26 protein-coding genes are annotated in these 24629 nt (G+C 70.3%); 19 read left to right on the top strand and 7 right to left on the bottom strand.

Annotated elements, in window-relative coordinates; all coding sequences use genetic code 11:
• The first annotated feature begins 144 nt into the window (after positions 1 to 144).
• The 4 genes from Q5762_RS09590 (at position 145) to Q5762_RS09575 (ending at position 4865) form a co-directional block, all read left to right on the top strand.
• Positions 145 to 789: a TetR/AcrR family transcriptional regulator gene (locus Q5762_RS09590; protein WP_315891585.1), complete on the top strand. Its 645-nt coding sequence runs from the start codon at positions 145 to 147 to the stop codon at positions 787 to 789.
• Between the two features lie 631 nt (positions 790 to 1420).
• The gene (locus Q5762_RS09585) at positions 1421 to 1810 is read left to right on the top strand and encodes a hypothetical protein (RefSeq protein ID WP_315891584.1); all 390 of its coding nucleotides are present in this window, start codon (positions 1421 to 1423) and stop codon (positions 1808 to 1810) included.
• A gap of 11 nt (positions 1811 to 1821) precedes the next feature.
• Positions 1822 to 2673, top strand: coding sequence for a hypothetical protein (locus tag Q5762_RS09580; RefSeq protein WP_315891583.1), 852 nt, complete (start codon positions 1822 to 1824; stop codon positions 2671 to 2673).
• Between the two features lie 122 nt (positions 2674 to 2795).
• Entirely contained in the window at positions 2796 to 4865 is a 2070-nt protein-coding gene (locus tag Q5762_RS09575; RefSeq protein ID WP_315891582.1) for a PIG-L family deacetylase, read from the top strand.
• A gap of 135 nt (positions 4866 to 5000) precedes the next feature.
• Here Q5762_RS09575 and tuf read toward each other — a convergent pair whose 3' ends face one another.
• The 5 genes from tuf to Q5762_RS09550 all read right to left on the bottom strand — a co-directional run bounded on the left by tuf (position 5001) and on the right by Q5762_RS09550 (position 10979).
• Complete coding sequence (tuf, locus tag Q5762_RS09570) at positions 5001 to 6194, bottom strand: elongation factor Tu (protein ID WP_315891581.1); 1194 nt, start codon at positions 6192 to 6194, stop codon at positions 5001 to 5003.
• Positions 6195 to 6344: 150 nt separating this feature from the next.
• Positions 6345 to 8474, bottom strand: a complete 2130-nt coding sequence (fusA, locus tag Q5762_RS09565; protein ID WP_315891580.1) for an elongation factor G — start codon at positions 8472 to 8474, stop codon at positions 6345 to 6347.
• A gap of 39 nt (positions 8475 to 8513) precedes the next feature.
• Entirely contained in the window at positions 8514 to 8984 is a 471-nt protein-coding gene (rpsG, locus tag Q5762_RS09560) for a 30S ribosomal protein S7 (RefSeq protein WP_007445917.1), read from the bottom strand.
• A 2-nt stretch (positions 8985 to 8986) separates the two neighbouring features.
• Positions 8987 to 9358, bottom strand: a complete 372-nt coding sequence (rpsL, locus tag Q5762_RS09555; protein ID WP_003948652.1) for a 30S ribosomal protein S12 — start codon at positions 9356 to 9358, stop codon at positions 8987 to 8989.
• 1171 nt (positions 9359 to 10529) lie between these two features.
• On the bottom strand, positions 10530 to 10979 hold the full coding sequence (locus Q5762_RS09550) for a helix-turn-helix transcriptional regulator (protein WP_315891579.1): 450 nt from the start codon (positions 10977 to 10979) through the stop codon (positions 10530 to 10532).
• A gap of 242 nt (positions 10980 to 11221) precedes the next feature.
• Between Q5762_RS09550 and Q5762_RS09545 the strand changes: the two genes are divergently transcribed.
• From Q5762_RS09545 to Q5762_RS09520, 6 genes are all read left to right on the top strand, one after another.
• Entirely contained in the window at positions 11222 to 11548 is a 327-nt protein-coding gene (locus Q5762_RS09545) for a WhiB family transcriptional regulator (protein WP_315891578.1), read from the top strand.
• The gene (locus Q5762_RS09540; RefSeq protein ID WP_315891577.1) at positions 11541 to 12278 is read left to right on the top strand and encodes a hypothetical protein; all 738 of its coding nucleotides are present in this window, start codon (positions 11541 to 11543) and stop codon (positions 12276 to 12278) included. The genes Q5762_RS09545 and Q5762_RS09540 overlap by 8 nt, the downstream gene beginning before the upstream one ends.
• Entirely contained in the window at positions 12272 to 12475 is a 204-nt protein-coding gene (locus Q5762_RS09535; protein WP_315891576.1) for a hypothetical protein, read from the top strand. The genes Q5762_RS09540 and Q5762_RS09535 overlap by 7 nt, the downstream gene beginning before the upstream one ends.
• Positions 12476 to 12814: 339 nt before the next feature.
• A complete protein-coding gene (locus Q5762_RS09530; RefSeq protein ID WP_315891575.1) occupies positions 12815 to 13222 on the top strand; it encodes a hypothetical protein in 408 nt (135 codons plus the stop codon).
• 133 nt (positions 13223 to 13355) lie between these two features.
• Complete coding sequence (locus Q5762_RS09525) at positions 13356 to 13958, top strand: phage tail protein (protein ID WP_315891574.1); 603 nt, start codon at positions 13356 to 13358, stop codon at positions 13956 to 13958.
• An 89-nt stretch (positions 13959 to 14047) separates the two neighbouring features.
• On the top strand, positions 14048 to 14338 hold the full coding sequence (locus Q5762_RS09520; RefSeq protein ID WP_315891573.1) for a hypothetical protein: 291 nt from the start codon (positions 14048 to 14050) through the stop codon (positions 14336 to 14338).
• On the opposite strand, the gene Q5762_RS09515 is transcribed toward Q5762_RS09520, so the two are convergent.
• Complete coding sequence (locus Q5762_RS09515) at positions 14299 to 14562, bottom strand: hypothetical protein (RefSeq protein ID WP_315891572.1); 264 nt, start codon at positions 14560 to 14562, stop codon at positions 14299 to 14301. The genes Q5762_RS09520 and Q5762_RS09515 overlap by 40 nt on opposite strands.
• Between Q5762_RS09515 and Q5762_RS09510 the strand changes: the two genes are divergently transcribed.
• Positions 14452 to 14775 (top strand): hypothetical protein, encoded by a 324-nt coding sequence (locus Q5762_RS09510; RefSeq protein ID WP_315891797.1) that lies wholly within the window; start codon positions 14452 to 14454, stop codon positions 14773 to 14775. The two genes, Q5762_RS09515 and Q5762_RS09510, sit on opposite strands and share 111 nt — an antisense overlap.
• 27 nt (positions 14776 to 14802) lie before the next feature.
• On the opposite strand, the gene Q5762_RS09505 is transcribed toward Q5762_RS09510, so the two are convergent.
• The gene (locus tag Q5762_RS09505; protein ID WP_315891571.1) at positions 14803 to 15675 is read right to left on the bottom strand and encodes a hypothetical protein; all 873 of its coding nucleotides are present in this window, start codon (positions 15673 to 15675) and stop codon (positions 14803 to 14805) included.
• 311 nt (positions 15676 to 15986) lie between these two features.
• On the opposite strand from Q5762_RS09505, the gene Q5762_RS09500 reads away from it, so the two are divergent.
• The 8 genes from Q5762_RS09500 to Q5762_RS09465 all read left to right on the top strand — a co-directional run bounded on the left by Q5762_RS09500 (position 15987) and on the right by Q5762_RS09465 (position 24621).
• Positions 15987 to 16199: a hypothetical protein gene (locus Q5762_RS09500; RefSeq protein WP_315891570.1), complete on the top strand. Its 213-nt coding sequence runs from the start codon at positions 15987 to 15989 to the stop codon at positions 16197 to 16199.
• Between the two features lie 100 nt (positions 16200 to 16299).
• The gene (locus Q5762_RS09495) at positions 16300 to 17424 is read left to right on the top strand and encodes a hypothetical protein (RefSeq protein WP_315891569.1); all 1125 of its coding nucleotides are present in this window, start codon (positions 16300 to 16302) and stop codon (positions 17422 to 17424) included.
• A gap of 29 nt (positions 17425 to 17453) precedes the next feature.
• Entirely contained in the window at positions 17454 to 18656 is a 1203-nt protein-coding gene (locus tag Q5762_RS09490; RefSeq protein ID WP_315891568.1) for a phage tail protein, read from the top strand.
• Entirely contained in the window at positions 18653 to 19900 is a 1248-nt protein-coding gene (locus Q5762_RS09485; RefSeq protein WP_315891567.1) for a tape-measure protein, read from the top strand. The genes Q5762_RS09490 and Q5762_RS09485 overlap by 4 nt, the downstream gene beginning before the upstream one ends.
• A 97-nt stretch (positions 19901 to 19997) precedes the next feature.
• Positions 19998 to 20921 (top strand): phage distal tail protein, encoded by a 924-nt coding sequence (locus Q5762_RS09480; RefSeq protein WP_315891566.1) that lies wholly within the window; start codon positions 19998 to 20000, stop codon positions 20919 to 20921.
• A 44-nt stretch (positions 20922 to 20965) separates the two neighbouring features.
• Complete coding sequence (locus Q5762_RS09475; protein ID WP_315891565.1) at positions 20966 to 22165, top strand: hypothetical protein; 1200 nt, start codon at positions 20966 to 20968, stop codon at positions 22163 to 22165.
• A gap of 101 nt (positions 22166 to 22266) precedes the next feature.
• Positions 22267 to 23460: a hypothetical protein gene (locus Q5762_RS09470; RefSeq protein WP_315891564.1), complete on the top strand. Its 1194-nt coding sequence runs from the start codon at positions 22267 to 22269 to the stop codon at positions 23458 to 23460.
• 24 nt (positions 23461 to 23484) lie between these two features.
• Positions 23485 to 24621: a hypothetical protein gene (locus tag Q5762_RS09465; RefSeq protein WP_315891563.1), complete on the top strand. Its 1137-nt coding sequence runs from the start codon at positions 23485 to 23487 to the stop codon at positions 24619 to 24621.
• Positions 24622 to 24629 lie beyond the last annotated feature (8 nt).

Here is a 24629-nt window from a genome sequence, read left to right as displayed (position 1 = left end):
TCGCGCTCCTCTGGTTAATTACCAGTCGTCTATTTACGACCCTCCAGCAGGATGCTCCTTTTGTCCGCTTCCCGCAAGCCGGGACCCCGGATCCGACGTAACCTAATGACCAACTGGACATTTAGGGATGGGGGTGATCGCGCCATGGCTGATGCGGCGGCGATACGGAGGCGTGGTCGCCCGCGCGCCGGCGAGGAACTCGACGCGACCCGACTGCTGCTGGCCGCCCTGGACGCGTTCGCGGAAAAGGGCTACGACGGGATGTCCGTACGGGAGTTGGCTCGCCGGATCGGCGTCAGCCACGCCCTGTTGACCGCGCGCTTCGGCTCCAAGGAAGGGCTCTGGTTCGCCGCGATGGAGCACGCGCTCACGAAAACGGAGCACGTCTGGCGGGAAGCCACGAACTCACCGGACCTCGACGACCTCGAAGCACTGCGCCAGGGCGTCGTCCGGCAGGTCATGTTCGCGGCGACCCACCCCCAGGTGCAGCGCATCATGAACCACGAGGGGGCCACCGACAGCCCGCGCGTCCACTTCATCGTCGACCGCTTCATCAATCCGCTGCGCCCGCTGGTGGAACAACTCCTCGACCGGCTCATCGCGTCCGGCCGCATCCGCCCCCTCCCCTACGCCACCCTCCACTACCTGGTCGTCGGGGGTGGCGGCGCCCTGTTCGCCAGCCCCGTAGAAGCGCGACTCCTCGGCGCCCCCGACACTCCGGACGAGAACACCATCCGCCGCCACGCCGAATCCGTCGCGGACGTCATCATCAACGGCCTCAGGACGTAACCGGCGCGGTATGGACGTAAGTGCCGCGAAGTCCCGCCCAGGCGGCCGTTTTGCCCGAAATACCACACCCCCCGTACCGGCTTACCGCCAGTACGGTGCAGTTTCTCCGCCCACCCACCACCGGACAGTGACCGGCGGGGCATGAGTCCCGGCCGCCCACCCGCCGTCGGTCGCTGAGCCGGTGCCGGGCTGCCCCATTCCACTGCCGCGCAGCTCTGACCGGCAGGCGCCGATCCCAGCCCAGGCACAAGCGAGCCCCCGCGCAGGACCCCCACCCCCCGGCCGCCCTTCGAGTGTGAAAGGCGACCGGAGGTGGTGGGTCAAGGGTGGAGCGGAGCGGAATCGGCGCAGCCGACGCGACGAAGGAGCGCCCTTGACGCACCGCCTCCGGTCGCCACACTCGGAACGAGGGCGACCGGCGCCAGAAGCCCACGCGCAACGCTCACCCCGAGGGCCTCGGGCCAGCAGCGCATCCCCGCCAGGCAACGACTCCGTTTGCGCCAACTGACCGGTATTCACGCTTGGTTGGTCGAATCAGGCAGCGCTCTGCCATCATCTGACCCAACGTCGGATCATGGACCAGGAAGTGCGGCGCACCGTCCCTGGCGCGGGTCACCCTTCGGAGAGATCAATGGATGTTTCGCTTGCCCAGTCGGTGGCCTCCGCGGTCGCCCAAGGCGCACTGGGTGCCGTCGGCGCCGGGGCCCTGGACAGCCTGCTCGGCGTGATCCGGCACCGGTTCCGCCGTGATGACGAGGCGATGACCGCGCTCGATTCGGCAGGGACGGAGGCCGAGCCCCTGATCGAGGCACTGTCGCGTTACATCGAGAGCGATCCGGCCTTCGCCGAGGACCTGCGCGACTGGCTCAAGGAGTACGAGAGCGGTGATGCGGACTCCACACCCCCGACCAACCAGCTCAAGAACAGCAACCAGGTCTCCGGCACCGTGCACGGGAACGTCATCCAGGGCCAGAACATCCGGGGGCGCTTCAGCTTCCGCGGGCTGCGCGGCGGAAAGTGACCGATCGATCCGTGGACGCACAGCCCCCGTCCGAACAGACGGGCAACGAGATTTCCGGCGGGTCGCAGGTCGGAGGCAATGCCTATCAGGCCAAGAACATCCACTTCGGTGGGCGCTCGGTGGGGCTCACCGTCGTGGCGCTCGCGCTGGTGGGGGCTCTGACCGCCCTCGTCCTCACCGACAAGGGAGGCGAGGCGCCTGATCAGCCGGCCGGAACACCGGCACAGAGCACGACGGCACCGACTCCGACGCCTTCCACGTCGACGGGCACACCCTCGGCGACCGTGAGCCCCTCCCCCTCCGGTACGCCGAAGACGGAAGCGGCGGCCCGCCCCAGCGCGGCTCCGAGAGCCACGAGCAAGGCCGTGGCCGCGACAGGCAGTATCCCGTACGCGCCAGGAAGCCTCTACTGCGGGGCCTGGAGGTCCTCCGGTCACTCGCCGAATCTCAAGGTCTCCTCCTGTGTCCGGGTCGACGTGGCCGGGGCCGGCGCGACATTCGGCGCCATGGTCAAGAACGTCGGCAAGAGCCAGGTGGTCGCCCAGGTGCTCGTCAAGTACTCGGCGAGGGACGGCGTCCAGAGGGAGTGCCCTCAGGGGGCCTACGCTCCGGAGGGCATCCTGATCGACCCGGAGGGCATCTGGTTCAGCGACCTCGCGTCATGCTCCGTGAGCGGCCTGAACGGCACGGACTTCCAAGGGGTCGCCCGGGCGGTCGAGGACCCCGACGGAACGGTCAGCCCCACGCTGGGCACGGCCCGGTCCGGTCCCCACCCCACGCTCAAGAACGGGCAAGTGACCTGCCGCCAGTCGGACGGATCCTCCGGCACCTGCGCGTCCTTCCCGTATCCGCCCGCGGACTGACGGATCCGTTGCCCCCGCGCAACCCCCGCCCCCCGAACCCCGTCTAGCCAGTCGCGGAAGCCGGCCTCGACCAGGCCCTCCGCCGATTCGGGGAACGGTACGCAGTACGGGGGACGCAGCACATGGACCACATATCCGAGCCCGGCGCCGGGCTGCCGCGGCGTCGCCGCGTTCTCGCGGCGGGAGCCGCCCTCGGCACCGCCGGTCTCGGTACCGCCCTCGCCGGGTGTTCCGTGCCCGCTCCCCGTAAGGCCGTGCCCACCGCCGATCCCGCGCCCGGGGTGCCGATCGTCTCCACCCGCCGGGCGCAGCTGATGCAGTTCGTCGCGCACCCGGACGACGACCTGTACTTCATGAACCCGGACACCCAGCGCATGCTCGACTCCGGAGTCCCCCTCGTCTCCGTCTACGTCACCGCCGGCGAGCACAACGGCGTCAACCGGATCAAGGGCATGGCCGAGACCACGCCCGACCGGGCCGCCTACTCCTCCGCGCGCCACCAGGGCCTGCGCCAGGCGTACGCGACGGCCCTCGGGCTCGACACGTTCTCACCCTGGGAGAAGGGCGTCGTCACCCTGCACGGCGGGCGGCGCGCCGAGATCAACACGCTCATGAACGGCGGCCGCCGGGTCGAGCTGATCTTCCTCAACCTGCCCATGCACACGCCCCGCCGCTACATGGCCCTGCCCGCCCTCTGGGAGGACCGCGCGCTGGAACTGCGTACGCACCTGTCCACCGACTCCCCCGTCGAACGGTCCGACAGCTACGACCACGACCAGCTGATCGACGTCCTCGTCGGTCTCCTCGACCGCTACCGGCCGACCGTCGTGCAGACCCTGGACCCCGACCCGGACATCCAGATCAGCAGCGAGGCCACCCGCCGGCGCGACAGCGAGCAGGCCGGCTACTCCGACCACGGGGACCACACCGCCGCCGCCTGCTTCTCCTGGGCCGCGCTCATACGCTGGGTCGCCGAGGGCCAGAAGGGCCCGGGCGAGATACCAGCGTTCGCGGCGACCGCCTTCCGGGGCTACTACAACCGGCACTGGCCCAAGAACCTCCCCCCGCAGGTCCTCAAGGAGAAGGCCGGCCACCTCGTCCCGTACGGCGGCGATCCGGCCTGGCAGTGCGGCAACGCCTCCGGCTGCGGCGACTACGGCGTCAGCGGCGAGCGCCCCCTCACCAACCGCAAGGGCTGGGTACGCTCCACCCACCACCGCTGGCCCGGCACCGGACCGGCGGTGGTGGCCCTGCCCGACGGGCGGCTCGACGCCTACGGGGTCCTCGGTCTGCGCGCGGTCCGCTGGCGGGAGACCGAGCGCGGCTCGGGCCTCTGGGGCGACCCGAAGGACCTGGGCGGCGGGCCGCTCGCGCCCGCGCTCGACTCGGCCACGCTCCCCGACGGGCGGGTCCTGCTGTTCGGAGTGCGCTTCGCCGCGTTCGCCGGCCGCGGCGGGCCCAACAAGCGCGAGGTCGTCCTGCTGGAGCAGCGCTCCCCCGACGGCCCGTTCCTCGCCTGGCGGGGCCTGGGCAACCCGGAGCGGAAGGCCGACCGGGGCCGCCGGATCGGCGTCCCGGTGGCGGTGACCTCGCCCGACGGCCGGGTCCATCTCTTCGTACGCGACGCGGACAAGGGTGTGTCGACACGGGTACGGGCCACCGACGGCAGCTGGTCCGCGTGGCGTGCGCTCCCGGCGCTCCCCGGTAGCGAGGAGATCCAGGACGGTCTTGACGCCGTGGTCGATGCCGAAGGGCGCGTCCATGTCCTCGCCGCCGGACACGACTCCGTCCGGCACTGGATCGACTCCGTCCCCGCCGCCCCGCTCCCTCTCGCGGGCGACCCGGTCGCCGCCGTACCGGGCAAGGGCCGCACCGGGCTCGACGTGTACTACCGCAGGCCGGCCGGCAAGGAGCTGCTGTCGCGGCGCGGGAACGCGTCCTTCGACGGGTACGGCTCCGTGGCCGCGGCGGCCGACGCGAACGGAACGGTTCTGCTCGGCCGGGACCTGCGCGGCCGGATCCAGCTGCGGCGCGGCGGCCGGCTCTGGACCCGTACGCAGGGCACGGCGCCCGTGCAGGCGGCGGCCCTGCGGCTGCTCCCGGGCGGCCCGGTCGCCGTCGGCCTGGGCGCGGACGCCCACCCGTGGGTGTGGCGGCCGGCGCAGCGGTCCGCGGCGACCTCGCGCTCGTAGAGCACGGAAGAACACAGCACGGAAAACACAGAGCACGGAAGAACAAGAAAAGGGCCCCCGCCCCGCCGCGAACGGCGGGCCGGGGGCCCTTTCATGACGCTCCGTCAGGAGCGGCACAGGTCAAGCGATCGACAATTACTTGTTGATCGAGACGACCTGGCCGGCGCCCACGGTCCGGCCACCCTCACGGATGGCGAACTTCAGGCCCTCCTCCATGGCGACGGGCTGGATCAGCTCGACGGTCATGGAGGTGTTGTCGCCCGGCATGACCATCTCGGTGCCCTCGGGGAGGGTCACGACGCCGGTCACGTCCGTGGTACGGAAGTAGAACTGCGGGCGGTAGTTGTTGAAGAACGGGGTGTGACGGCCACCCTCGTCCTTCGACAGGATGTAGGCCTGGGCCTCGAAGCTGGTGTGCGGCGTGACCGAACCCGGCTTGATGATGACCTGGCCGCGCTCGACGTCCTCGCGCTTGATGCCACGGAGGAGCAGACCGACGTTCTCGCCCGCCTGGCCCTCGTCGAGCAGCTTGCGGAACATCTCGATGCCGGTGACCGTGGTGGTGACCTTCTCGGTCTTGATACCGACGATGTCGACGGTCTCGTTGACCTTGAGGACACCACGCTCGATACGACCGGTGACGACGGTGCCACGACCGGTGATCGTGAAGACGTCCTCGATCGGCATCAGGAACGGCTTGTCGACGTCACGCTCGGGCTGCGGGATCGACTCGTCGACGGCCTTCATCAGGTCGAGAACGGACTTGCCCCACTCGGCGTCGCCCTCGAGCGCCTTGAGCGCCGAGACCTTGACGACCGGCAGGTCGTCGCCCGGGAACTCGTACTCGGAGAGGAGCTCACGAACCTCGAGCTCGACGAGCTCCAGGATCTCCTCGTCGTCCACCATGTCGGCCTTGTTCAGGGCGACGACGATGTACGGAACGCCGACCTGGCGGGCCAGGAGCACGTGCTCCTTGGTCTGCGGCATCGGGCCGTCGGTGGCGGCGACCACGAGGATGGCGCCGTCCATCTGCGCGGCACCCGTGATCATGTTCTTGATGTAGTCAGCGTGACCGGGGCAGTCGACGTGCGCGTAGTGACGCGACTCCGTCTGGTACTCGACGTGCGCGATGGAGATGGTGATACCGCGCTGGCGCTCCTCAGGAGCCTTGTCGATCTGGTCGAAGGCCGAGGCCTCGTTCAGGTCCGGAAACGCGTCGTGCAGCACCTTGGTAATGGCGGCCGTGAGGGTCGTCTTACCGTGGTCGATGTGACCGATGGTGCCGATGTTGACGTGCGGCTTAGTCCGCTCGAACTTCGCCTTCGCCACGGGGGTCCTCCTGGAGAGTGGTTCTGTACGCCTTACTCATCGGCGCCAGGTGATCTTTGCTGGGATGCCATCCGCCGGGGCCCGTTCCTCGGGTTTCGGGGTCTGAGCCCCGGCGACTGGTGTCAAGCCTAAAGCGTGCACTCGGGTGAGTTACTCGCCCTTGGCCTTCGCGATGATCTCCTCGGCGACGTTCCGGGGAACCTCGGCGTAGGAGTCGAACTGCATCGAGTAGCTTGCGCGACCCGAGGTCTTGCTGCGGAGGTCTCCGACGTAGCCGAACATCTCCGAGAGGGGCACGAGGCCCTTCACGACGCGAGCGCCGCTGCGCTCCTCCATGGCCTGAATCTGACCACGGCGGGAGTTGATGTCGCCGATGACCTCACCCATGTAGTCCTCGGGCGTGGTGACCTCGACGGACATCATGGGCTCGAGGATGACGGGCGAAGCCTTGCGCGCGGCCTCCTTGAAGGCCTGCGAACCGGCGATCTTGAAGGCGAGCTCGGAGGAGTCGACCTCGTGGTAGCCACCGTCGAGAAGAATGACGCGGACGCCAGTCATCTCGTAGCCGGCCAGGATGCCGAACTGCATGGCCTCCTGCGCACCGGCGTCGACCGAAGGGATGTACTCCTTCGGGATGCGGCCACCGGTGACCTTGTTCACGAACTCGTACGACGCGTCGCCGCCCTCGATGGGCTCGATCGCGATCTGCACCTTCGCGAACTGACCGGTACCACCGGTCTGCTTCTTGTGGGTGTAGTCGAGTCGCTCGACGGCCTTACGGATCGTCTCGCGGTACGCGACCTGCGGCTTGCCGACGTTCGCCTCGACCTTGAACTCGCGACGCATACGGTCGACGAGGATGTCGAGGTGAAGCTCGCCCATACCACCGATGATGGTCTGGCCGGTCTCCTCGTCCGAGTGCACCTGGAAGGAGGGGTCCTCCTCCGCGAGACGCTGGATGGCGACACCCAGCTTCTCCTGGTCACCCTTGGACTTGGGCTCGATCGCGACCTGAATGACCGGCGCCGGGAAGTCCATGGACTCCAGGATGACCGGGTTCTTCTCGTCGCACAGCGTCTCACCGGTGGTGGTCTGCTTCAGGCCCATGACGGCGACGATGTCGCCGGCGCCCACCGAGTCGATCTCCTCACGCTTGTTCGCGTGCATGCGGTAGATCTTGCCGATGCGCTCACGCTTGCCCTTGACGGAGTTCAGCACCGCGGTGCCGGCCTCCAGGCGACCGGAGTAGATCCGGACGAAGGTGAGCTTGCCGAGGTGCGGGTCGCTCGCGATCTTGAACGCCAGGGCCGACAGCGGCTCCTCGTCGGACGGCTTGCGCTTGACGACCAGCTCCGCGTCCTTCACGTCGTGGCCTTCGATGGCCTCGACGTCCAGGGGGGAGGGGAGGTAGCGCACGACCGCGTCGAGCAGGGGCTGAACACCCTTGTTCTTGAACGCGGTGCCACAGAAGACGGGGGTGATCGTCTTCTCGCCGCCACCCTTGCCGGAGGCAATGGTGATGCGACGGACGGCGGCGTAGAGCTGCTCCTCGGTGGGCTCGACGCCCTCGAGGAAGAGCTCCATGATCTCTTCGTCGTTCTCGGCGACGGTCTCGACCAGCTTGCCGCGCCACTCTTCAGCGGCCTCGGCGTGCGAGGCGGGGATGTCGACGACGTCGTACATCTCGCCCTTGGTCGCTTCCGCGGACCAGACCAGGGCCTTCATGCGGACGAGGTCCACAACACCCTGGAAGTCCATCTCGGCGCCGATGGGGAGCTGCATGACGATCGGGACGGCGCCGAGGCGGTCCACGATCATGTCGACGCAGCGGTGGAACTCGGCGCCCGTACGGTCGAGCTTGTTGACGAAGCAGATACGCGGCACGCCGTAGCGGTCCGCCTGACGCCAAACGGTCTCGGACTGCGGCTCCACACCGGCGACACCGTCGAACACGGTGACGGCACCGTCGAGGACGCGGAGCGAACGCTCCACCTCGACCGTGAAGTCGACGTGACCCGGGGTGTCGATGATGTTGATGGTGTGGTCGACGTCCTCGAGCGGCCAGTGGCAGGTCGTCGCGGCGGACGTGATCGTGATGCCGCGCTCCTGCTCCTGCTCCATCCAGTCCATCGTGGCAGCGCCGTCGTGGACTTCACCGATCTTGTAAGAGACACCGGTGTAGAACAGGATGCGCTCGGTGGTGGTCGTCTTGCCCGCGTCGATGTGGGCCATGATGCCGATGTTGCGCACCTTGGCCAGGTCAAGCGAAGTGGTAGCCATATCGGCTCAGTCTTCTCTCGGTCTCGATGTGGGTTGGGACTACCAGCGGTAGTGCGCGAAGGCCTTGTTGGACTCGGCCATCTTGTGCGTGTCCTCACGCTTCTTGACCGCAGCACCGAGGCCGTTGGAGGCGTCGAGGAGCTCGTTCATGAGGCGCTCGGTCATGGTCTTCTCGCGGCGGGCGCGGGAGTAACCCACGAGCCAGCGCAGCGCGAGGGTGGAGGCGCGACCGGGCTTGACCTCGATCGGCACCTGGTAGGTGGCGCCACCGACACGGCGGGACTTGACCTCAAGAGACGGCTTGACGTTCTCGAGGGCGCGCTTCAGCGTGATGACCGGGTCGTTGCCGGTCTTCTCGCGGAGGCCTTCCATGGCGCCGTAGACGATGCGCTCGGCGGTGGAGCGCTTGCCGTCCAGCAGGATCTTGTTGATCAGCGAGGTGACAAGAGGAGAGCTGTAGACCGGGTCGATGATGACCGGGCGCTTCGGGGCGGGGCCCTTACGAGGCATTCTTACTTCTCCTTCTTGGCGCCGTAGCGGCTGCGAGCCTGCTTACGGTTCTTGACGCCCTGCGTGTCGAGGGAACCGCGGATGATCTTGTAGCGAACACCCGGCAGGTCCTTCACACGGCCACCACGCACGAGCACGATGGAGTGCTCCTGCAGGTTGTGACCCTCACCCGGGATGTAGGCCGTGACCTCGATGCCGGAGGTCAGACGCACACGCGCGACCTTACGGAGGGCCGAGTTCGGCTTCTTCGGGGTGGTCGTGAACACACGCGTGCAGACGCCGCGACGCTGAGGGGAACCCTCGAGTGCGGGCGTCTTGTTCTTCTCGACCTTGTCCTGCCGGCCCTTCCGGACCAGCTGCTGGATCGTAGGCACTACTTCTCCGGTTTCTGTGTGCCGTCGTAAAACTAACCTGGAACACTGTTCCGACCCACGCGGTCGGGTGTGTCGAATACTGCGGACCTCCGCCGAGGGCGGAAAACGCACAGATTGCGGTGGCCGTTGACGGACTCGCCTTGCGGTTGAGGACACGCACGCGAGCCCAGGCACACCCCAGGCACAAGGTCTGAGCGTACCTACCGCATGGACTCCGGTCAAAACAAATGCCCACGCGTGCGAGAGCCCGGCCGACGTGGGAGAACGAATCCCGGGACGGGTCGGCACACCGACCGGTCCGGAAAGCCCGCGAGCCCGCCGCGTTACGCCCCCCGGGGGCCGGGGGCCCGGACGGGATCCCGCCTCCCGTTGGACCCGGGGCGCCGGGCGGGATCACGCACCCTCGGGGACCCAGGGCCCGGGCGGGAATCAGCCTCCCGGGAGCCCGGGGGCGGGCCGGCATCGCGCCTGCCGGCACGGAGAGCCCGCGAGCCTGCCGGGAACCGCCTCCCAGGGCGCCCGGAGCTCGGGCGGGATCACGACCCCCGGGGACCCGGGCCCGGGCGGGAATCAGCCCCCCGGGAGCCCGGGGCGGGTCGGCGTCGCGGCCGGCACGGAGAGCCGCGAGCCTGCCGGGAACCCCCCCAGGGCGCCCGGGGCCCCGGCGGGATCACGCCTCCCGGGCGCCCGGGACTCGGGCGGGAATCAGCCCCCCGGGAGCCCGGGGCGGGCCGGCGTCGCGCCTGCCGGCACGGAGAGCCCGCGAGCCTGCCGGGAACCCCCCAGGGCGCCCGGAGCCCCGGCGGGATCACGACCCCCGGGGACCCGGGCCCGGGCGGGAATCAGCCCCCCGGGAGCCCAGAGCGGGTCGGCGTCGCGCCTGCCGGCACGGAGAGCCCGCGAGCCTGCCAGGAACCCCCCAGGGCGCCCGGAGCCCCGGCGGGATCACACCCCCCGGGGACCCGGGCCCGGGCGGGAATCAGCCCCCCGGGAGCCCAGAGCGGGTCGGCGTCGCGGCCGGCACGGAGAGCCGCGAGCCTGCCGGGAACCCCCCCCAGGGCGCCCGGGGCCCCGGCGGGATCACGCCTCCCGGGCGCCCGGGACTCGGGCGGGAATCAGCCCCCGGAGGCCCCGGGGCCCCGGATCCGGGCCCCCGGTCTCGCGGCCGGGGTCAGTCCCTGGTGGCGCGGCGCGGCTCGCCGGGGGTTCGCGGCTCGGCCTCCTCCTCGCCGGGCTCCAGGAACTGGTTGACGACCTTGACGAACACACCCATCCGCTCGTCGGGCACGCCGAGCCAGCGGGCGAAGTCCTCCATGGTGGGCTGCCAGTCACCGGGCGGCAGCAGGTCCGCCGCCAGCGGCAGCTCGTCGGGGGTGACCCGGCCGGACCGGATCAGCATGTCGCGGACGGAGACCCCGAGAAGGGGGGCGATCCGCCGCATGGTCTCCAGGTCGGGCATGCTCTGCCGCTGCAGCAGCCGGGTCACGGCGGCCCGGTGCACGCCGGCCTCGTCCGCGATCCGCGACTTTCCTCCACCGCGCGGACTGTCGATGTCGTAGCCGCGCGCTCTCATCAGGCCTTCCACCCAGCCTGCGAACTCGTCGAGCCCTTGAGTGCTCATGTACCGCTCCCTAATCACTCCCCACCCCTCCGGGCCGCCCACTCTAGCGTGCTTGCGCGCAAAGAATTACGTGCTTTTGAGCGCGCAACCGTGTCGAATCGGTGAAGGGAGCTCCACAAACTTGTTGCGCGCTCGCACGCAACATGTCACTCTCTCACTCGCCGCCGCACTCGTCGGCCTCACGAGTCCCAGGAGTCGCACAGGCCCCAGGGCTCGGTGGCCCCGGACCGTGGAGAAGAACCTTGCTCCTGCCCGACTCACCCTCATGGCAGGCCGCCGCCGCGTGCGTCGGCCTCTCCCCGTCCGTCGTCTTCGCCCGCCGCGCCCAGCAGGCCGCCCCGGCGCTTCGTGCCTGCGCCGGCTGTCCGGTCCGGCGCGAATGCGAGGCGGCGGTGGCCCCCGCGGAGAGCTGGTTCGACGGCGTCTGCGCGGGCCGTCTCTGGCGCAACGGCCGGCCCGTCGTCCCACGCCGCGCCCGGAGTTCGGCGGGTACGGCGCCCGCCGGGGGCACCGGCACCGCCGTGGACACCGCCGTAGGCACGCCGCGCTCCGGGGGTCAGCGTGACTGACGGCTCCGCTCACTCCGCCGACCGGGTCGTGCGGGACATCGCGCTCTGGACCGCCTCCCTGGTACGGCAGTTCCCCGAGCTCTCCGAGGAACTGGCCCCCGGCCGCCGCTCCCCCGCCGGGACCGCGCCCGCCGCGCCGCACCCGGGCCGCGACGAGCTCATCCGCGAGGAGCGCCGCGAGGCCCTGCTCCTCCAGCAGCGGCACGGGCTGGCCGTGCCCGGACACGGCGCCGCCCCGATCCGGCTGCACGTGTCCGACGCCATCCGGGACATCAGTGACGGCGTGGTGGAGCTGGAGGAGGCCGTCTGCGCCCGCCTCGGCCTGCCGCGGCCCCGCCGGGCCGGGGTGATCGAACGGCTCCGCCGCGTCGTCGGTCTGCTCGACGACATCGCGCCCCACCCCGACCTCGCCCGGCACGTACGCGACGAGATCCGCCGGATGGCACGGCGCTGCGCACGCACGCTCGGCGACTCGGAGACGGTCGTACGGGTGGCGGGACGCTGCCCGTGGTGCGACTCGGTGTCGCTGCGGGCGTTCCCGGACCGGCGGGTGGTGCTCTGCGTGAACCCGGCGTGCGTGTGCACGGACGAGGTGTGCGGGTGCCAGGACGACCCGGCGTACCGGCACCTGTGGCCGGCGGAGCGGTGGGCCGAGCTGGCCGACGCGTCCGGCGCCCGTACGGAGGAGATCGAAGCGGCGATGGACACCACCGAGGAGCGCCCGTGCTGAAGTCCCCGGGCCTGCCGGCCCTGATTCCCGGCCCGCTGGCCGCCGAGGAGGCCGGGGTCGCCCCGGCGACGATCCGCAAGTGGGTCCAGCTGGGCCATCTGCGAGCGGCCGGCAAGGCGGGCCGGGCCCAACTGTTCCGCCTGGAGGACGTGTTCGCGGCGGAGCGGACGGCCCGCCGCCGCCCTCGTACCGCGTAGACCGTACGTACGCACCGAACGACGAAGCGCCCCGCGTCTCTCCAGAGATGCGGGGCGCTTCGTCGTGGTCGCCCTGCCCTCCCGGTCCCGCCTGCCGCAGGACCGGATTTCCAGCGGCTTCCCGAACTAGTTGCGTGCGCGCACGCTCTCTGTCACAGTTGGTGCAGCGGCGGAGCTGCGCCCGAACGACGGGCGGCGGCTTCGCCGTTCGCCGCCCGGGAGCGCTCCGCGCCCCCGCCCCCCCTTCCCCGCGTCGAGCGCCCCGGGCGGCCCCCGTACCACCCCCGTACCACCCCGCACCGCCCCGTCCCGCCTCCCCTTCCACCGAGGAGAACCGTCATGACCACTCCCCCGAGTGCGTTCCCGGACGTCGAGAAGCTGGTCGTCGACGTCCTCAAGGCCGACCAGGCCCTGGCCGGCGCCACGATCGCCGTCCAGGCGCCGGCCGGCTTCGACGGCACGCAGAACGCCGTCCTGGTCAACCGCCGCGGCGGCGCCTGGATCGGCGACCTGCACGTCGACAAGCCGCTGATCGAGTTCGAGGTGTACGGGCCGACCAAGAACGCGGCCCACGTCCTCGCCAACGGGGCGCGGCGCGCGCTGCTCGCCACCATCGGCAAGCAGCTCGGCGTCAACCTCGTCCACGACGTGGAGGAGATGGACGGGCCGCGCTGGCTGCCCGACTACCTCTACCGGGGCGCCAACCGCTACCTCTGCGTGATCCAGCTCTCCCTGAGCGTCTTCTGAGCGCCTTCCGAGCCCACCGCACTCCCTGACGGGCGCTCACCCACAGACCAGGCCTCGCCGTCCGGCGGGGCCTTTGCCGTACCCGGACATCGAGCCCGGTGCGGCACCCCCACCCCTAACAAGGAGAACCACCATGGCAGGAAACAACTCCGCCGAGATCCGCGTCGCAGGCATCGGCAAGCTCTACGTGGCCAATGCCGGCACCGACGTCCCGGCCTTCGGTACCGACTCCGCCACCGACTGGGCGTCCTGGACGGACCTCGGCTTCACCACCGGTGACGGCGTCACCTTCTCCAAGAAGGACAAGCTGGAGGCCATCGACTCGTGGCAGTCGGTCTCCCCGGTGCACTACATCTACTCGGCCCGTGACCTCTCGCTGAAGTTCTCCATGCTCCAGTTCAACGAGGACACGCTGCCGTTCTTCATGGGCGGCGGCAAGGTCGAGGCGGCGGCCGCGCCGGCGACCGACACCTACAAGTACGAGATCGCCGAGCGTCCGTTCGCGGACGTGCGCGCCCTCGGCCTGGAGTTCACCGACGTCAAGGCCGGTACCTCGACCGCGGTCACGTACCGCTTCATCATCCCGCGCGGCCAGGTCACCGCGTCCGACGACATCAAGCTGGCCCGCAAGGCGGCGTCGCAGCTGGGCATCACCTTCACGGCCATGTCGAGCGGCAACGGCAAGCCGCTGGCCTCCTTCCTCATGAAGGACGGCCAGTACAGCGCCACCGTCTGATCCCGCGCCACCCGGGGCGGGGCGGCCCACCGCCGCCTCGCCCCACCCCTCTCCTCTTTCACCCACTCGAACAAGGAGTACGCATCACCATGGCCCGTTTCGACGTCAACGCCGCCCGCGCCCAGCGACAGGAGGCCCACGGCCGCGCCTGGTCCTTCGAGCTGGACGGCGAGTCCTACACCCTGCCCACCGAGCTCTCCCGCGCGACCGCCAAGGCGCTGCGCAAGCTCGACGACAACGACGTGGACGGCCTGCTCGCGCTCCTGATGGGTGAGGAGCAGTTCAGCCGCTTCGAACAGCACGACATCACCATGCAGGACATCGCCGCCATCCTGGAGGCCTACGGCAAGGAGACCGGGCTCGGCCTGGGGGAAGACTGAGCCTCGTCGAGTTCGTCGAAGAACACGCCGAGGCCCTTGAGTCCGACCTCCTCCGCTACTACGGCACCGATCTCCTCGACTGGCACCGCGGTGAGCTCTCCAGCCGGCGGGTCCTGCTGCTGATCAAGCATCTGCCGCGGGACAGCGCCGTCCAGCGCGAACTCCACGGCGAGGCCGCCGAGTGGTCGGTCACCGACCATCTGCTGGCGGCCGCGGTGGACCATCTGGCCGCCGCCAACTGGATGTTCGCCTGCGTCAACACCGGCGAGGACGACGACTCGCCGGAGCCGCCGACGCCCGTGCCGCGGCCCGGTGGCGCCGACGAGGACGAGCAGAGCGAGGAGAGCGGGGACGGCGAGGACCGGGGCGGGCGGACCAGGCCCGCCGAGGAGGGCGAGGCGCTCTCGCCCCACACCCTCGCCCGGTTCTTCGGGTGATCCCCGCTGCCCCCGGAGCCCGTTCCCTCAGGGAGCGGGCTCCGGGGGCGCTTCCCGTGCTCGCTCCCCCGTGAGGTCGTCCTCCAGGGCTCTCGCGCGTTCGGAGAGCCGGCGCCCCTTGCCCGGGCGCGTACCGGATTCGGCGGGCTCGGGTTCACGGCGGTCGCCGCCGGGGCTCGGCTGTGCGGGGACCCCGAGCGGTGGCACGATCGGGCGCCCGCCCTTACGCCGGACGACCTTCCGTACCGGTTGCGGGTTCTTGCGGGTACGGCTCTCCTGGACGGTCAGGAGGACGTCCAGGTCCGCGTCCGGCTCGCGTCCCGTCTGATGCTCGGGCTCGGGCTCGGCGCGCTCGGTGCGTTCGGTGCGTTCGACCCGTTCGGCGCGTTCGACCCGTTCGGCGCGTTCGACCCGTTCGGTTCTTTCCGAGCGTTCGGTTCTTTCCATACGCTCGGAACGCTCCGGCCGCTGTTCGAACTGTTCCCGCTCCCTGCGGACCCGTTCCTCCGCCTCGACGACGGCCGCCGGCGGTTCGAGGAGGCGGGCGAACGGCAGCGCGATGACCTGGGCGCCCTCGGATCCGACGTCCGTACGCCGCTGGGGACGGCGGATTCCACGCGCGTCACCCTGGCCCTGCGCGTAGGCGTCGGCGACGCGCTTCTCGTACTCCCGGCGTATGCGTGGGAGTTCGTCCGACACGGCCTCGGCCCAGCCTGAGGTGAACGCGCTCGTCTCCCGCCGGTCGACCTCGACCCTGGGGATCAGCACGAGCTCCTCGGCGGCGTACCCGTGGACGTGGACGAGCTCCGAGAGGCGTGCGAAGAGGTGGGGCAGATCGGGCTGGGACGCAAACCAGTCGGCGACCCGCTCCCGCCGGTTGTCGTCCGGCTCCGTATCCATGCGTCAGTACTGCCTTCCAGCCCCCAGGGCGTCCCCCCCGCGCGCCCCCGCGCCACCCCGCGCCCCCCGCAGCGGTCGAGTCCAGGGAACGCGTCCTCCAGGTTACCCCGGTCGAACGCAAGCTCCACTCCGGAGCCAACCTCACCCGTATACGGGCCGGAAGACACGCCGTCAGACGTTTCCGGCTCGACAAACACCGAACAGGTGTTCCACACTTCGTTCGCACAGAAGTTCGATAACGTGGTGCCCCCGCCCTCCACTCCGCGGCGCCGCCACGCACGCACGGGCAAGCAAACGGAAGGCAGGCGTCCATGACTCAGCAGGCCGAGGCACCCCGACCGCACACTCCCCTCCAGGACCGCCTCCGCCAGCTCCTCGACGGACCCGTCGCCCTCGACAAGAGAGCGTTGCTGGGCAGCCTGTACGCCGAGGTCTCCCGCTGCGAGACCCTCGCGTACGCGGCCGGCTGGAACGACGCCCTCGCGACGGTCCGCCGCGGCTCCCGCCGGGACGACGACGCCTGACCGACCCCCCCTGCCCTCCACGCACGAGCCCCTGCCGAGTTCCTTGCCGGCAGGGGATTTTCGGCGCTTGGCCGTCACCGGCCGGAAGCGGAGCAGACTCATGGCAGTTACGAACGAGGAGCTCAGCAAGCAGCTCAACGATCTCCACAACCGACTCACCAAGGGCGACTTCGAGGTCAAGGTCACCTACGCCAAGGACCCCATGGACCAGCTCCCCGGGGTGAAGGATCCCGACGGGACGAAGAAGGAGAAGGAGGAGACCTTCAAGGTCTCCGAGTTCAAGCACGCCCTCATCACCGGCCAGCCCAGGCTCGTCACGGACGCGATGCTGCCGTACGACTTCGTCAAGCGGTTCGCCGAGATGTACGAGGAGCTCCAGAAGGAGCCGATGACGGAGTACCTGGAGGCCATGGGCCTTGATGGCTTCGCCGCCGCGCACGAGAAGTTCTACGAGAAGAACGCGGACTGGAAGGACTGGCTCCTCTCGGCCATCGCCGGCCTGTTCATCCCGATGGTCGGCGGCGTGCTCGCCCTCCTGTTCATCGCCAACTTCACCAACCTGCAGCGGACCATCCAGGGGGCCCTTCTCAACCTCGCCTCGATCGCCAGCCGCGGCCGTATCCCGCGCAATCAGATCCTGGCGATGAACGAGGGCCAGACCCTCCCCACCTTCCAGAACCGAGCTTTCGTCGAAGCCCGGGAACAGGCGCGCACCGCCGGCCTCGCCGGCCTGGGCAACATCCCGGACCCGACCACGCTGGAGCCCTTGCGGCGCAAGCTCGTCGAGGTCAACGAACAGATCGGCCCCTTCAACACCGAGGCCCGCAAGCTGCCGAAGGCCGGCGCGATCACCAAGATCGCGGCCGCCGTGGACAAGCTCAACACGGCCATCGCGGCCGCCAACCCCACCAAGATCGGCCAGGTCGCCGACGCGGTCGACACGTTCGATCCGGCGAAGATGCCGGACCCGCGCAAGCTCGACAGCCTCAACAAGGCCGTCGACAAGTCCAAGCCCGCCACGATGCGGGAGATCGCCAAGGCGGTCGGCAAGCTCGTCGGCGCCCAGCAGCACCTCGAACCGCAGCGGTGGCAGCAGCTCCCGAAGGCCAACACCCTCTCCTCCGCCGCCAAGTCGGCCGAGCGGCTCGCCAAGGCGGGCTTTCAGGTCCGCGACGCGTTCGACGCCCTCAAGCTCGCGGCCCAGCAGGCCGCCACCGCGATCTGACCCCACCCCACCCCGAAAGGAGGTAACCCATGTCTCTCACCAGCTCCATGAAGAAGGCGTCCGACTCCCTGCGTACGTTCAAGACGCAGGCGACCGGCGCCGCGACCTCGGTCAAGAAGGTCGGCGACGCCGGCAACTCGGCGAACGGGCAGCTCAAGAACCTCAGGACCAACGCCCAGAACTCCAGCACCCAGCTCAAGAACCTCAAGACGGCCTCGGACCAGGCCGAGAAGTCCATGACGAAGGCGGGCAGGACCGCCGAGTCCGCCGGCAAGAAGATGGGCAAGTACGAGTCCGGCGCCGGCAAGGCCGCCAAGGGTCAGGACAAGCTCAACAAGTCCATGAAGGGCAACATCCTCGCCCGGCTGCTCGAACTCTTCATGCCGCTCATCGAGACGATCGTCGAGATGGCGGCCCGCTCGAAGACGATGCAGACGATCCTGAAGAAGGCCTTCAGCGCCATCAAGTCCGTCATCAGCTCCGTCATGAAGGCCGTCGGCCCGATCATGAAGAAGGCCGGAGACCTGATCAAGACGGTCTGGAACGGCATCAAGAAGGCCATCTCCACCGTCGTCAAGGCCGTCGCCACCGTCATCAAGACGTACGTCAACATCTGGAAGACGGTCATCACCACGGTGATGAAGGCGATCAAGTCCGTCGTCAGCGGCGTCTGGAACGGCATCAAGGCCGTCATCACCCCGGTGGTCAACTGGATCAGGACCGCGATCCCGAACGCCTTCCGGGCCGTCAAGGACAAGATGTCGTCCATCTGGAACGGCCTCAAGGACATCGCGTCCCGGGCGTTCAACGGCATCAAGAGCGGTGTGTCCGGTCCCATCAACGCCGTCATCGGACTGATCAACCGGATGATCAGAGCCGTCAACGGCGTCAAGGTCAGCGTCCCCGGCTGGGTGCCGCTCGTCGGCGGCAAGACCTTCGGCGTCAACATCCCGACCATCCCGATGCTCGCCACCGGTGGTGTCGTCATGCCCCGCCACGGCGGTGTCCCGGCGATCCTCGCCGAGGCCGGCGAGGCCGAGGCCGTCCTGCCGCTCTCCAAGCTGGACCGGCTGCTCGCCCTCACCGCCCGCCGCGCCCGCATGTCGGCGCAGACCGGCCTGGCCGGCGGCGCGGGCGCCGGGCTGCACATCGAGCACTACCACGCGGCCCGCAACAGTGACCCGCAGTCGACGGCGGACGCGCTGATGTACCTGGCGAAGGCGCGCGGATGAGTGCCGCGGCGGCCGGCCTGAACCCGTTCGCGGGGGCCGCGCCGGCATTCGCCTCGGTGCAGGGTGCCCTCCGGCCCGCGGTCGACGGGCTCAAGCGGCTCAAGCAGGACGCCCAGCGGGCGGCCGGCGGCATCGGCACGTTCGCCGCCGGCCTGCGGTCCGGCGGCACGTCCGTACGCACGCTCGGCACGAACGCGTCCGGCGCCGCGACCTCCGTCCGCCGCATCCAGCGGTCCACGGGGGCCGCCGGCGTCAAGCGGATCGGCGACGCCGCGGCCAAGGCGCGTACCGCCGCCGGAAAGTTCGGCCCCGCGATCGGCGGCATCCTCGCCATCCTCGCGCCGCTGCTCCCCGTCACCGACGTCATCACCAAGCTGATGGACACGTACGGCACCGTCATGACGATCGCCTCCGTCGCGATGACCGGCGTCAACGTGGCCATGCGGGCGAACCCGCTCGGCTTCCTCGTCGGCATCCTCGTGCCCGTCGCCGCCTGGCTCATCGAGTACGCGGTGAACAGCGAGACGGGCCGGCGGATCATCAGGCAGGTCTTCCAGCAGGCCCTGAAGGGGTTCCAGTCGGTCTGGAAGTTCCTCCAGCCGCTCATGAAGCTGCTCGGTCAGGCCGTCGGAACGTACTTCAAGGCGTATCTGACCCTCTTCACCACCGCCCTGAAGATCGTCGGCTCCGGCATCAACGGACTCTCCAAGGTCCGCGCCGCCGTCACCTCCGCCTCCAACGCGCTGCGCGGCATCGCCTCCCGGACGATCGGCTCCATCAAGAACGCCGTCAAGCCCGTCCTGTCCTTCATCACCGACAAGATCCCAGGGTTCTTCCGGCACGCGAAGGACGCCGTCGGCAAGGCCCTGGGTGGCATGGGAGAGCTGATCAAGGGCGCCCTGACCGCCGTCATCGGCGTCGTCAAGGGACCCATCAACGGTCTCATCGCCTTCGCCAACTGGATCATCGACGGCCTCAACAAGCTGAGCTTCAACATCCTCGGCAAGAAGTTCGGCGTCGACCTCGACAAGATCCCGATGCTCGCCGACGGCGGTGTCGTCTTCCCCGGCGCCGCGGACGCCCCGCGCATCGACCCGCTCGCCGTCCTGGAGAACCGCCGCGTCCCGGCCCTCACCGAGGCTCCCCGACCGCCGCACCGGATACGGGAGTTCCACGAGGAGCCCGGCGCCGGACCCCGGTCGACCGCCGAGGACCTGCTCTTCCTCGCGGCCTCCCACCGCTGACCCCCAGCGCAGGGCCACCCGCGTCGACCACCCAGCGCAAGACCACCCCGCGCCGACCGCCCACCTGACAGCCCCTCAGAAGTGAGGTGACGGCCCCATGGCCGAGACCACGACCGCATACGCCGGAAGCGACTTCACCGCCGACCTCGCGCCCGGCTCACTGATCTCCCAGGACGGGCAGATCCAGTGGGCCGGGCTGCTCATCGGCCCCGGCACCCCCTTCGCCGTCGACCGTTCCGGTCTGACCGGCTGGGAGGACCTGCCCGAGTACGACTCCTCCGACGCCGACCGCCCGACCTCGCACGGCGCCTGGCCGGGCTCCCGGTACGCCAAGCCGCGCAAGGTCGGCGGCACGATCGTGCTGATGCCGGAGTACAGCGCGGCCACCCAGGCCATCCGCGCCCTGCGGCAGGCCCTCGCCCTGCTCGACGAGGAGCGCTGGCTCACCGTCCGGCTGCACGGCGAACTGCTCGCCGTACGCGCCCGGATCGCCCAGCGCGTGGTCCCCGCCGACCAGGGCTTCGCCACCCAGGGCAGCTCGAAGATGTCGATCCAGTGGCTCGCGGCCGACCCGCGCCGCTACGCCGTCAACGAGCAGGTCGCCTCCACCACCGCCCCGCAGCCCGAGTCCGGCCTCAACTGGCCGCTGACCTGGCCGCTCGACTGGGGCCAGGCCAAGTCCACCGGCGACGCCGTCGCCGAGAACACCGGCTCCGCCGCCACCCACCCGGTGATCACCTTCCGCGGCCCGTGCTCCATGCCGACCGTCACCGAGCGCGGCAGCCGGCGCCGGCTGCGGTACGCGATCGACCTGGCCGCGGGCGAGGAGCTCGTCGTCGACACCGCCGGCGGCACGGTCACGCTCAACGGCACCGCCTCCCGCCGGCACACCGCGATGGCGGACTCCAGCCCGGAGGAGCTGTTCCTGCTCGAACCGGGGCGCACCGAGCTGTCCTTCCGGCCCGACGAGGCCACCGAGGACGCCCTGATGACGGTCCGCTGGCGCAGCGCCGACTGGTGACCGACCCCTCTCCCTCCAGCTGAATCCACCGAAAGAGGTGAACCATGACTGTACGGGCCGCCTGGCTGCAGTCGACCGGTCAGACCCGTGAGGACACCCGCCTCACCCTGGCCGCCCTGCTCACTCCCAGTCGTCAGTCCCCCGAGGAGACCCCGCTGCGCTCCCGACCGGGCATCGTGCCGGGCGGCTTCGTCCTGACCGGGACCGCCGCGATGCAGTGCACCATCGGCACCGGCCGCGCGATCGTCCAGGGCAAGGACACCCGTCAGGGCGCCTACCTGGTCAGCGCGATCTCGCCGGAGACGATCACCGTCGAGGACGGCGATCCGCAGTACGACCGGATCGATCTGATCGAACTGGCCGTCATCGACGACGCCTACGACAAGACCGGCACCACCGACGCCGTCATCCGCCTGGTCAAGGGCGCCCCGCACGCCAGCCCCGTGCCGCCGGTCAGCGCCACGGGCTCCACGCTGCCGCTCTACACGGTCAGGGTCCCCAAGGGCGCCTCGGCCGGCAACGGCGGCATCGCCTGGACCACCACCGGGGTCACCACCCAGCACTGGCCGGTGGTGGCGCTCGGCGGCATCATGCCCACCAGCGGCTTCAAGGGCGCGTACGTCGGCCAGTACCGCGACGCGGGCGGCCAGCTGCAGCGCTGGGACGGTACGGCCTGGGTCGGGTACCCGAAGGCGATCGGCGGCATCGCGCCCGCGGCCCAGGCCTCGACCGGCAGCTACCCCGGCCAGTACCGGGACGACTCGGGGATCCTGCAGCGCTGGGACGGCTCGGGCTGGCAGTACGCCGAGGGCGCGGGGAAGATCCTGTTCGGCGCCACCCAGTGGCTGACCGCCCAGCAGCAGACCGTCCAGCCCAACACCTGGACCCCGCTCAACCTGCCGACCGTCGAGGTCGACGACACCAACAGCTGGAACGGGACCAACACGTACGTCGTGCCGCGCTCCGGCATGTGGCGGATCGCCGCCCACGCCACCTGGCAGAACGACTCCCAGACCGGGATGCGCGGCGCCCGCGTGCACGTCGGCGGCCTCGGGCAGTCCCGGTTGACCTGGCTCGGTCCCGCCGGCAACGGCGCCGTCTCCATCGGCGGCTCCGGCCTGATCAGGCTCGAGGCCGGCAACACCGTCCAGCTGGCCGGCTTCCACAACCACACCACCGCGATCAAGACCCTGGGCGGGTCCGGCTACGGCTGCGCCCTGACCGCCGAGTGGCTGAAGTCCTGACACCCACGTCCTGACTCCGCTCTCCGCCCCACGTCCTGACGTCCCGACGTCCTGACGTCCTGACGTCCCGACGTCGCCCCCTCCCTCGATTGGAGAACCCCATGAACCTGCGCAGCAGCTGGGTCGCCGAGACCGGCCAGACCCGCGAGGACACCAGGCTCACCCAGACCGGTGCCACCACCATGCTCAACCCCGTCCAGGTCCGCTCCGGCATCCTGCCGGGCTCGTACAGCGGCCAGTTCCGGCTGTCCGGCTTCTGGATGACGAACGCCTCCGCCATGTCGGCGACCGTCTCCGAGGGGCGCGCGGTCGTCCAGGGCGAGATTTCCCAGGGCGTCTACCCGGTGACCCTGCCGGCCTCCCAGACCGTCACCTTCACCCCGGGCAACCCCCAGTACGGCCGGGTCGACCTGGTCGTCCTGCGGATCTACGACCGGCTCTACGAGGGCCAGCGCAACGAGGCCGTGGTCGAGGTCATCGAGGGCGTGCCCGAGCAGACGCCGAAGGCGATGCCCGTCCCGGCGCGCAGCCTCCCGCTGTACGAGGTGACCGTGCCGGCCGGAGTCAGCGCGGGCAACGGGGGCATCCCGTGGGCGACCGCGCTCAAGGACCTGCGTACCCCGGTCGTGGCCGTCGGCGGCATCGTCCCGGCCGAGGGCCCGGTGGCCCCCGGTGCCTACCCGGGCCAGTACCAGGACACCGCGGACGGCCAGTTCCAGCGCTGGGACGGCGGCAAGTGGGTCTCGTACCCGGCGGGGATCGGCGGCATCATCCCGGCCTCCGCGGGCACCCTGCCGGCCAGCTACACGGGCCAGTACCGGGAGTCGGCACTCGGCCAGCTGCAGCGGTGGAACGGTTCGGCCTGGCTGCCGGCCGTACCGGGACCCGCGTACAACGACACGCTGGACCACGGGACCACCTCGTCGACGACCTACACCCCGATCCTCGCCGAGCGGGCGGTGAACCCGCTGACCGTGAACTTCACCGCCCCGCCGTCCAAGACCGTCCTGATCGGCTTCGGCGCCCGGATCCAGTCCACCAGCCCCGACCACTACGCCTACGTCAACATCCGGGTGACGCAGGGCACGACGGTGGTCCTGGACAGCACGGACGACGAGCGCGCGGCGGTCTGCGCGAGCGAGCACAACACCTCGGTCGCCACGTCCGTGCGACTGGGGAACCTGACCCCCGGCCTCACCTACACGGTCACCGTCGTGCACCGGGTCGTCGCCAACACCCTGAATCTCAAGGCCGGGTTCGACAACGTCTTCGTCCGCGTCGACCCGCTGGCGTAACCACCGATCCCAGGAGACAGACCCATGGCTCTTCGTACCGGCTGGCTCTCGCCCACCGGCCAGACCCGCCTCGACACCCGCCACACCGACATCGGTGCGACCACCCCCTCCGGACCCCTCACCGCCCGCTCCGGCATCCTGCCCGGCACGGACGACGGCAAGTACCGCGTCGGCGGGCTGTGGATGAGCGGCAACGGGCCGATGACCGCCACCCTCTTCGCCGGCCGGGCCGTCATCCAGGGCCCGGCCGCCCAGGGGCCGTACCACGTCACGCTCGACGCGGACACCGTCCTCACCTTCGCCGACGGCAGCCCGCTCCATCCGCGCATCGACCTCGTCGTCCTGCGCGTGCGGGACGACCAGTTCGACGGCTCGCAGAAGAGCGAGGCCACCGTCGAGATCGTCCAGGGCGAGGCGAAGGCCGTCCCGGAGCCCCCGGGCGCGCCGGCCCTCTCGCTCACGCTGTTCACGGTCAAGGTCCCCGCCGCGGCCTCGGCCGGCACCGGCGGCATCCCCTGGACCACGGCGGGGACCGTCACCGACCTGCGGGTCACCACCGCGGGCGTCGGCGGCATCCTGCCCGTCTACAACAACGCGGCGGTGCCGGGCAGTTACCCGGGCCAGTACCAGGACAACGACAACGCCCACCTCCTGCAGCGCTGGGACGGCACCTCCTGGGTCGCGTACCCGAAGGAGATCGGCGGCATCGCGCCCAGCGGCACGCTGTCCACCGGCGGTTACGTCGGCCAGTACCGGGACAGCGGCGGTCAGCTCCAGCGCTGGAACGGCAGCTCCTGGGTCGCCTACCCGCCCGTCGTGCTGGAGAGCGCCAACTCCGGTGTCGCCCCGCTCGCCAACTGGACCGTGGTGGCGTTCGACGCCCGCCGCACCCGCGGCATCGCCACCGTCTCCGTCACCTGCACCCGTACCAGCCAGGTCGACGCCGGCTCCGCGGGCAACACCCCCGACGACCCGATGTGCATCCTGCCGGCCGGCTGGCGCCCGGCCATCACCGTCGAGGCCCCGGCCAGCGACGGCTTCGGTGACGGCGGGGCGTACATCTCGACCTCCGGCCAGGTGACGCTGCGCACCTGGTCCTCGAACGGAGCCCTGGTCCCGGCCCGCAACGTCCGCGTCAGCGCCACCTACATCCTCCAGTGAGGCCCGCC

The sequence above is a fragment of the Streptomyces sp. P9(2023) genome, assembly GCF_032436795.1.
In the GTDB taxonomy this organism is placed as follows: Bacteria; Actinomycetota; Actinomycetes; order Streptomycetales; family Streptomycetaceae; genus Streptomyces.
Note: the sequence above shows the minus strand (reverse complement) of the source record. Positions and strands in the feature narration are given on the sequence as shown.